This window comes from Methanomethylovorans sp. (assembly GCF_050177135.1).
Classification (GTDB): domain Archaea; phylum Halobacteriota; class Methanosarcinia; order Methanosarcinales; family Methanosarcinaceae; genus Methanomethylovorans.
This window is the reverse complement of record NZ_JBFXHJ010000222.1, coordinates 1-2,660: the sequence shown is the minus strand read 5'-3', so window position 1 is coordinate 2,660 and position 2,660 is coordinate 1. Positions and strand designations below refer to the sequence as shown.

Sequence of the window (2,660 nt, the reverse complement as noted above, 5' to 3'; positions counted from 1 at the left end):
CTTGTCTCTTTCTTCAATCAAGTCATACTGATTCCATAGAGCTGGTCTTGGACCGATGATACTCATCTCACCCTTAAAAATATTGATAATTTGAGGTAGCTCGTCTAGAGATGTTCTGCGTAAGAACTTACCTACCTTAGTAATCCACTGATCAGGATTCTCCAGTAGATGTGTTGGCGTGTCCTTTGGTGTATCAATTCTCATAGTTCTAAACTTCAATATATGAAAATGACTCTTATGGATCCCAACTCTCTTCTGTTTAAAGAGAACAGGTCCAGGGGAGTCAAGCTTGATCGCTATAATGAGTCCTAAAAAAACAGGAGATAATATGATAAGTCCTATGCCTGAAAGTATGATATCTATTAATCTTTTGATTTTTAAGTAAACCATGTTAGTTCCTCCTGCTCTATGTGAATGTGTGTTTGTGGTGCTTTGGAGCACCTTGTTTTCTTCTCTATATGTAGTATGTGGTGCTTAATTTAGTACTATATCTTACATAGTTTCGTCTCGTGATTGAATGCTTAGACGTGTAATGCTTCTGTAACATTAGTACACTTGATGGTTATGCTGAAACCCTTGATATCACAGCGTTACAGCCTCTTTATCCTTTCACCATACTCACGTCGCACATGATTATGCTGAAAGGATAAATTTATGCAACATATGGTATTTGAACACTCGTTCCCCACAATATATGTGCTTTCCATTATTTGTAACCTTACATCATACTGCCGTCTTAAACTATCAAGGATTACTTGATAGTTTGATTTCTAACCCTCTCGAATTCGATGGGATTAGCATCACAGTAATTTGTTTTCCGAAGTACGTTGAATTCTTAGGTATTCCCTAATAGTTGTTGCAAAATCTTAGCTCCACAATTTCAGTATAGGCAAATTATGCCCAAACTCCAGCGATGAATTGGTCACGCAGTGCGTGGCGAATCTGTGTTTAATTAGATCCATACAACTATCTAAAGATTACTCGGAAGTTATGCGGAAGCTACCCGGAAGTTATGCGGAAGCCTTTTTCCGGGTAGGCTAATCTTTATCCATTAACTTATAATGTGTCTGAGGTCCTTTATCAACTCTAATTAATATGTTCATTTCAACCATTGAGCTTAAAACCGTTCTTGTTGCACGATCTGATATCCCCAAAATGTTAGATGCTTCTTTTGTCGAAATCCTATTTTCATTTTCACTAAGATAATTAATTATGTATCTTTGGTGATTGGTGTAGCTATTTTCTTTAAAAGTCGTCACTTTTTTCAATGCAACTTCCCGATACAAGCTCACATCCACAAAGTCACCTTTCTCCAAAATCTCTGGTTCTTTCAAGCCTCTATCTTGACAGCTCGATTTAATTCTGCGGATGCCGCTGCCCCACTGTTCGATATAGTTTAGTTCTTTAAAAACCCTGGCAATTACTTTGTTCCGAATTTCAGAGCGTCCTTCCAGAATATCCTCTTGAGTGATAGTACTAGGAAACCCACCCGGAGACACAACATTAACTATATCATCATAAATGCCAATCTTTATATCCCTGCCGCCATTCGAATAATCTCTATGAACAACAGCATTGACTAGGCTTTCTCTAATGGCTTCTAATGGAATTTCATATTGGTCTTCTCTTTGCAAGCCTTTGATTTCGCTACTAAGTTTGATGTGATTTTTAATAAAATTTTCAGCATCCTCAAGTTGTGAAAAAAGGTCACCCTCATACTCTTTTCGATCCAAGAAAACATCCATAGAAGTACCTTTGAACCTGCTGCATTTCATCCTAACATGTTCGAGTTTCCCAAGTAAAATCAATAATCCATTGGATGGATAGAGTGTATTATTGTCTTCGATAACCAATTTAAAATTTTTCATCACCGCTTGGTCTAACACTTTTCCAGCCCGAGCGAACCTACCTTTTAATGTAGTAATATCTAAAGAATCAAGATCCACCTCTCTATTTGCTTCCTGGTCAAAGCTGATGTTCATTCGCTGTCTTTCCAGCTCAAGAATATTTTCATAACTTGCCTTGCGATTCGTTGCCCCTACTCTAATGTAAACGCCTTCGCTCTTTCCCTTGCTTTTCAGGTAGTATGGTAGAAGATTGCCTCGATAGACTTCAATGATCAGCAATAAATGGTCATCAATCGTTGTCGTATAGATATCGGGAAGAACAGTTGGATAACATGTTTCATAAATGATTGAAGCCACTTTATCCTTCAGTTCAAAAATATTGACATCGTGTTCAAGTCCAATGATTTCCCCTTGATCGTTAACACCAATAATAAGCTTGCCACCACCAGTATTGGAAAACGCAATGATTGTTTTTGCTAACGTATTGCTATTTGGCAGTTCGACTTTAAACTCTATAGTCTTACCTTCACCATTTTGTATCGATTTTTGCAAACTCATTTGGCGCCTCCTTTCTGGGTGTTTCTCAGGTTCCCATGAACATTTCTTTACACTGCAATTGCTATGTTTATTATAACTCATTCTCAAAAATCCAACTCATCGAATTATTCAAGTAGTTGCCTGGATCTAAATCTTGCATAACAAACTTAATTCTTGACATCTCTTATGCTACATCTTGTGGTTTTGGTCTTTCAGGATACTCACGTCGTATTATACACCCAATCTGGCGGCTACAAATAAGGAACTTCCCCATTT

2 protein-coding genes are annotated in these 2,660 nt (G+C 37.6%); both read right to left on the bottom strand.

Annotated elements, in window-relative coordinates; genetic code table 11:
* Positions 1 to 390, bottom strand: a 390-nt coding sequence (locus tag AB7U21_RS11765; protein WP_428389271.1) for a sugar transferase, incomplete at its 3' end; no start/stop codon positions are given.
* Between the two features lie 647 nt (positions 391 to 1,037).
* Positions 1,038 to 2,405 (bottom strand): RNA-binding domain-containing protein, encoded by a 1,368-nt coding sequence (locus AB7U21_RS11760; protein ID WP_428389269.1) that lies wholly within the window; start codon positions 2,403 to 2,405, stop codon positions 1,038 to 1,040.
* Positions 2,406 to 2,660 lie beyond the last annotated feature (255 nt).

Coding starts and splice junctions, on each gene's coding strand:
- AB7U21_RS11760 (WP_428389269.1), bottom strand. CDS start 2,405: ATGAGTTTGCAAAAATCGATACAAAATGGTGAAGGTAAGACTATAGAG.